The sequence below is a fragment of the Streptomyces sp. Act143 genome (assembly GCF_003143935.1).
Lineage (GTDB): Bacteria > Actinomycetota > Actinomycetes > Streptomycetales > Streptomycetaceae > Streptomyces.
This window is the reverse complement of the sequence record NZ_QFRX01000001.1, coordinates 1,977,703-1,983,765: the sequence shown is the minus strand read 5'-3', so window position 1 is coordinate 1,983,765 and position 6,063 is coordinate 1,977,703. Positions and strand designations below refer to the sequence as shown.

Genomic DNA, 6,063 nt, shown 5'->3' with positions numbered 1-6,063 from the left:
GCGGCGGAACGGATGAAGGACACCGCGCGGGCCGCCGCCGCGTTCGGGGTGGACACCGTGATCGGTTTCACCGGGTCGGCGATCTGGCATCTGGTGGCGATGTTCCCGCCCGCGCCGCAGGCGATGATCGAGCGCGGTTACGAGGACTTCGCCGCCCGCTGGAACCCGATCCTGGACGTCTTCGACGCCGAGGGGGTCCGCTTCGCCCACGAGGTGCATCCCAGCGAGATCGCCTACGACTACTGGACCACCCGGCGGGCGTTGGAGGCTGTTGGGCACCGGCCCGCGTTCGGGCTGAACTTCGATCCCTCGCACTTCGTGTGGCAGGACCTGGACCCGGTCGGTTTCCTGTACGACTTCCGGGAGCGGATCTACCACGTGGACTGCAAGGAGGCCCGCACACGGCTGGACGGCCGCAACGGCCGCCTGGGCTCGCACCTGCCCTGGGGCGACCCGCGCCGCGGCTGGGACTTCGTCTCCGCCGGCCACGGCGACGTGCCCTGGGAGGACGTCTTCCGGATGCTGGGCTCCATCGGCTACAGCGGTCCGGTCTCGGTGGAGTGGGAGGACGCCGGCATGGACCGCCTCCAGGGCGCCCCCGAGGCACTGCGCCACCTCAAGGCCTACGACTTCGAACCCCCGACCGCCTCCTTCGACGCCGCCTTCGAGGCACTGCGCCACCTCAAGGCCTACGACTTCGAACCCCCGACCGCCTCCTTCGACGCCGCCTTCGGCAACTGACCGCGCACTTCTGACCCGCCGGGATGACGGCGCATCCCGGCGTACCGCACCCGCCCGTACAACCCGCCCCGTTCTGGAGGCATTCGTGCACGGGAAAGACAGCTCCAACAGATCCGAGACCCACAGAGCACGCCTCACCTTCCCCAAGGCCCTCGCCCTGGTCGGCGGAACCCTGCCGGCCGGCGCGACCCTCACCCTCACCGCACCCCAGGCCGGCGCAGCCGTCGCCGGCGAGGGGCCCGGCTCGGCCGCCGCCGAGGACTTCCATCAGGTCCGGGCCCCCGGCGGGACGACCTCGCTCCACCTCGCCTTCAAGGGGAGCACCGGCAACGGCGCCCTGTTCGACGTGGACGACTTCACTTTCACGACCGGCTGAGAGAGGTACGTGTGATGCGCGCAACCACCCGTACGGCAACGGCGGTCGCCGGAGCGGCGGTCCTTCTGGGATGCGTCTCCGGACCGGCCGCCTCACAGGGCGGCGACGACGGCAAGCGGGTCCTGGTCTTCTCCAAGACGGCCGGCTTCCGGCACGACTCCATCCCCGAGGGCATCGCCGCGGTGCGGCAGCTCGGCGAGAGCAACGGCTTCTCCGTCGACGCCACCGAGGACGCCGCCGCCTTCACCTCCGGCAACCTCCGCCGCTACGACGCGGTCGTCTTCCTGTCCACCACCGGCGACGTCCTCGACGCCGCACAACAGACCGCCTTCGAGGGGTACATGCGGCACGGCGGCGGCTACGTCGGCATCCACGCCGCCGCCGACACCGAGTACGACTGGGCGTTCTACGGCGGCCTCGCGGGCGCCTACTTCCAGTCGCACCCGGCGATCCAGCCCGCGACGGTGACCGTCGAGGACCGCGCCCACCCGGCGACCTCTGGCCTGGCACGGACCTGGAACCGGACCGACGAGTGGTACAACTACCGCTCCAACCCCCGGGAGCGGGTCCATGTGCTCGCCTCCCTGGACGAGTCCTCGTACACCGGCGGCACCATGAACGGCGACCATCCCATCGCCTGGTGCCAGAACTACCAGGGCGGCCGGGCCTTCTACACGGGCGGCGGCCACACGAAGGAGTCGTACGCCGACCCGCTGTTCCGCGCCCACCTCGCCGGCGGTATCCGGTACGCGATCGGCGACACCCAGGCCGACTGCCGCCCGGAGAACGGCTACCGGCCGCTCTTCGACGGCACGGCGGCCTCGCTCGACGGCTGGCGGCAGGCCGGTCCGGGTTCCTTCACCCTCGCCGAGGACGGCACGCTCACCTCGTCGGGCGGCATGGGGATGCTCTGGTACGCCGCGTCGGGCTTCACCTCGTACTCCCTGAAACTCGACTGGAGGATGGCGAGCGTCGAGGGGGACGACAACTCCGGTGTGTTCGTGGGCTTCCCGCCCTCCGACGACCCGTGGTCGGCCGTCAACAACGGCTACGAGATCCAGATCGACGCCACCGACGTGCCCGAGAAGACCACCGGCTCCGTCTACGGCTTCCAGTCCGCCGACCTGAAGAAGCGCGACCGCGCGCTGAACCCGCCGGGGGAGTGGAACACGTACGAGATCCGCGTGGAGGGCGAGCGACTCCGGGTCTGGCTCAACGGTGTGAAGATCAACGACTTCACCAACACCGACCCGGCCCGCAGCCTGCGGGACGGACACCTCGGCATCCAGAACCACGGAGCCGACGACCAGGTGTCCTTCCGGAACGTCCGTATCAAGGAACTGCCCGCGAAGACCTCGCAGGGCGACTGAGCGACGGCGGGCGGGGGACGCCGGACTCCCGCCCGCCGTCTTTTCACCTCCGCAAGTGCGCTCCCCTGCGGGGGAGTTCATCGGTGACGCGTTCGACAAGGAGGCTGCCCATGTCCGCGTCCGTTTCCGCATCCCGGGTCGGCGTGTGGCTGATCGGGGCGCGCGGCTCCGTCGCCACCACCGTCGTCGCCGGGGCCGCCGCCGTGACCGCGGGCCTGCACCCGCCCGTCGGCCTGGTCACCGAGACCCCGCCCTTCGCCGGCAGTGGCCTGCCGCCCCTGTCCGCCCTCGTCTTCGGCGGCCACGACACGGTGGACTGCCCGCTCCCGAAGCGGGCCGAGGCACTCGCGGCCGGAGGCGTCCTCCCGCCCGGCCTCCCCGCCGCAGTGGCCACCGAACTCGCCGCGGCCGACGCGGAGATCAGACCGGGCGGGCCGGTGGCGGGCGACACCCGCGACGAGGACGAACTGATCGCCGCCTTCGCCACGGACATCCAGGACTTCGTACGACGGTGCCGGCTGACGCGCGCGGTGGTGGTGAACGTGGCCTCCACGGAACCGGCACCGACGGGGCGCGAGCTGCCACCCAGCTCCCTCTACGCGGCCGCGGCCCTGCGCGCGGGCTGCCCGTACGTCAACTTCACCCCCTCGACCGGCCTGCACCACCCGGCGCTCGCCCCCTTGGCCGCGGCGAGCGGTCTGCCGTACGCCGGGCGCGACGGCAAGACCGGGCAGACGCTGCTGCGATCCGTCCTCGGCCCGATGTTCACCCAGCGGGCGCTGGACGTCCGCGCCTGGTCCGGGACGAACCTGCTGGGCGGCGGCGACGGCGCCGCCCTCGCCGACCCGGCCGCCGCGGCGGCGAAGAACGCGGGCAAGGAACGGGTCCTCGCCGACACCCTGGGCGCGGCCCCCGCGGGCCGGGTCCACATCGACGACGTCCCCGCGCTCGGCGACTGGAAGACGGCCTGGGACCACATCGCCTTCGACGGCTTCCTCGGCACCCGCATGATCCTCCAGACCATCTGGCAGGGCTGCGATTCCGCCCTCGCGGCGCCTCTCGTCCTCGACCTGGCCCGCCTGACCGCCCGCGCCCACGAAACGGGCCGGTCCGGCCCGCTGACCGACCTCGGCTTCTTCTTCAAGGACCCGGTGGGGGAGGGGCCCGCGGCGCTGGGGGAGCAGTACCGGGCGCTGGTGGGGTTGGCGGCGCGGTGGCGGAACGACGGTGGGTCTGTGGGGCGGCGGGGTGGTGGGGCCGGTGGGGCTGGCGGGCCTGGCGTGGCTGGCGGGACTGGTGGGACTGGCAGGGCCGGCGGATTCGGCGGGTTCGGTCCGTTCGGCGGTGAGGGTGAACCTGGCGGGTTCGGCGGTGAGGGTGAGCCCGGCGTTTCTGGCGCTCAGGGCGGGCCCGGCGGGCCCGGCGGGTCCGGCGGTGAGGCCGGGCCCGATGTCGCTGACGGCCGAGGCAGGCCCGGCGGCCCTGGGCGGTCCGGTGACGTGCGTGCCCACGGCGTCCCGGGGCGGCCGGATGACACGGAGCTCGGCGGCGCCCTCGACGGGGCGGCGCGGTGATGCCGGAGCGGGTGCGTGCCGGTGTGGCAGAGCGTGTACGTGCGGCAGTGGCGCAGCGGGTGCGTGCCCGCGTGACGGGGGGTGCCCGCGCAGGAGGCGCGGGGCGTGCGCGCGCAGGCGGGGCGGAGCCTGCCCACGCCGAAGGAGCCGGGCCTGCGCGCACCCGAGGTGCCGCGGGTGCGCGTGCCGGGCGGTCGGGCCGTGTACGTGCCTGGGTCGAGCTTCTCCGGCTGCCCGCCCTGTTCACGGTCCCCGGCGACGTCCTGGCCGGCGCGGCCACCACCACCGCGCGCACCGACTCCCGCACCCTGCTCGCCATCGGCTCCTCCCTCTGCCTGTACGAGGCCGGCATGGCCCTCAACGACTGGGCGGACCGGACCGAGGACGCCGCGGAGCGCCCCCGCCGGCCGATCCCCTCCGGCCGTGTCCGACCAGCCGAGGCACTGACGGCGGCCTGCGTCCTCACCGCGGCCGGCCTGACGCTCGCGGCCCGCGCCGGCCGCCCCGCCCTCGCGGTCGCCACCCCCCTGGCCGCCACCGTCTGGGCCTACGACCTCGCGCTGAAGCACACGCCGGTGGGCCCGGTCGCCATGGCCGCGGCCCGCGGCCTGGACCTGCTGCTGGGCGCCGCGGCCACGACCGGCCGCACCCGCGACGCCCTCCCCTCCGCCGCACTGCTCGGCACCCACACCCTCGCGGTGACCACCGTCTCCCGTCAGGAAACCCGCGACGGCTCACCGCTGCCGCCCCTCGCCGCCCTGGCCGCGACGGCCCTCCTGACCCGCCTGATCACCTCCCGACCCCCGGCAGACCGAGGGACAGCAGCCGCCCCCGGTCTGCCGGGCACCACAGCACCGGGCAGCCCCCGAGCCATCCCGAGCACCCGTACGCCACCGGTTCTCCTCGACACCGCCCTCGCCGCCGCCTACGCCGCCACTGTCGCCCGCCCCTATGTCCACGCCGCCCTCAACCCCTCACCCCCACTCACCCAGCGCGCCGTCGGCAGCGGTATCCGCGCCACGATTCCGCTCCAGGCCGCCCTCACCGCCCGCTCCGGGGCCCGCACCGGCGCCCTGCTCGTCGCCGCACTCGCCCCGCTCGGAAGGAAGTTCGCACGAAAGGTGAGCGTCACATGACCCACCCCGCCCCCGGCGCCCACCGGCCCCGCACCCCCCTCCGCTTCGGCTACGGCACCAACGGCCTCACCGACCTTCGCCTCGACGACGCCCTCGGTCTGCTCGCCGACCTCGGCTACGACGGCGTCGGCCTGACCCTCGACCACATGCACCTGGACCCGCTCGCCCCCGACCTGGCCGCCCGCACGCGAAGCGTCGCCCGGCGACTGGGGGCACTAGGGCTGGGCGTCACCGTGGAGACCGGCGCCCGCTACGTCCTCGACCCGCGCCGCAAACACGGCCCGTCCCTGCTCGACCCGGACCCGGAGGACCGCGCCCGCCGCGTCGACCTCCTCGTCCGTGCCGTGCAGGTCGCCGCCGATCTCGGCGCCCACGCCGTGCACTGCTTCAGCGGGATCACCCCGGCGGGCGAGGACACCGACTCGGCGTGGAAACGGCTGGCCGACGCGCTCACCCCCGTACTGGACGCCGCGACCGCCGCCGGCATGCCGCTCGCCGTGGAACCCGAACCCGGCCATCTCCTCGCCACCCTCGCCGACTTCCACCGGCTGCGCCGGATGCTCGACGACCCGGAGCCGCTGGGCCTGACGCTCGACATCGGTCACTGCCAGTGCCTCGAACCCCTCCCTCCCGAGGCCTGCGTACGTGCCGCCGCCCCCTGGCTGCGGCACGTCCAGATCGAGGACATGCGCCGCGGCGTCCACGAACACCTGCCGTTCGGGGACGGCGAGATCGACTTCCCGCCCGTCCTCGCCGCCCTGGCCGACAGCGGCTACCGGGGACTCACCGTCGTCGAACTGCCCCGCCACTCCCACGCCGGCCCCCATTACGCCGCACACTCCCTCCCTTTCCTGCACGCGGCAGCC

At 74.0% G+C, this 6,063-nt stretch carries 5 protein-coding genes and 1 pseudogene; all 6 read left to right on the top strand.

Going from position 1 to position 6,063, the window contains the following annotated elements; translation table 11 throughout:
• Positions 1 to 741, top strand: a 741-nt coding sequence (locus DI272_RS08860; RefSeq protein WP_258314495.1) for a sugar phosphate isomerase/epimerase, incomplete at its 5' end; no start/stop codon positions are given.
• An 85-nt stretch (positions 742 to 826) separates the two neighbouring features.
• Positions 827 to 1,117 carry a hypothetical protein gene (locus DI272_RS08855; RefSeq protein WP_109494812.1) on the top strand — a complete coding sequence of 97 codons (291 nt, stop codon included), beginning with the start codon at positions 827 to 829 and terminating at the stop codon, positions 1,115 to 1,117.
• 14 nt (positions 1,118 to 1,131) lie between these two features.
• Positions 1,132 to 2,487 (top strand): ThuA domain-containing protein, encoded by a 1,356-nt coding sequence (locus DI272_RS08850; protein WP_109494811.1) that lies wholly within the window; start codon positions 1,132 to 1,134, stop codon positions 2,485 to 2,487.
• A gap of 110 nt (positions 2,488 to 2,597) precedes the next feature.
• A pseudogene (locus DI272_RS08845) lies at positions 2,598 to 3,776 on the top strand (inositol-3-phosphate synthase); the annotation flags it as partial.
• Between the two features lie 284 nt (positions 3,777 to 4,060).
• Positions 4,061 to 5,197 carry an SCO3242 family prenyltransferase gene (locus DI272_RS08840; RefSeq protein ID WP_109494810.1) on the top strand — a complete coding sequence of 379 codons (1,137 nt, stop codon included), beginning with the start codon at positions 4,061 to 4,063 and terminating at the stop codon, positions 5,195 to 5,197.
• Positions 5,194 to 6,063 (top strand): sugar phosphate isomerase/epimerase (locus DI272_RS08835; protein WP_258314494.1); only part of this gene is annotated, 870 nt, incomplete at its 3' end. The genes DI272_RS08840 and DI272_RS08835, both read left to right, overlap by 4 nt.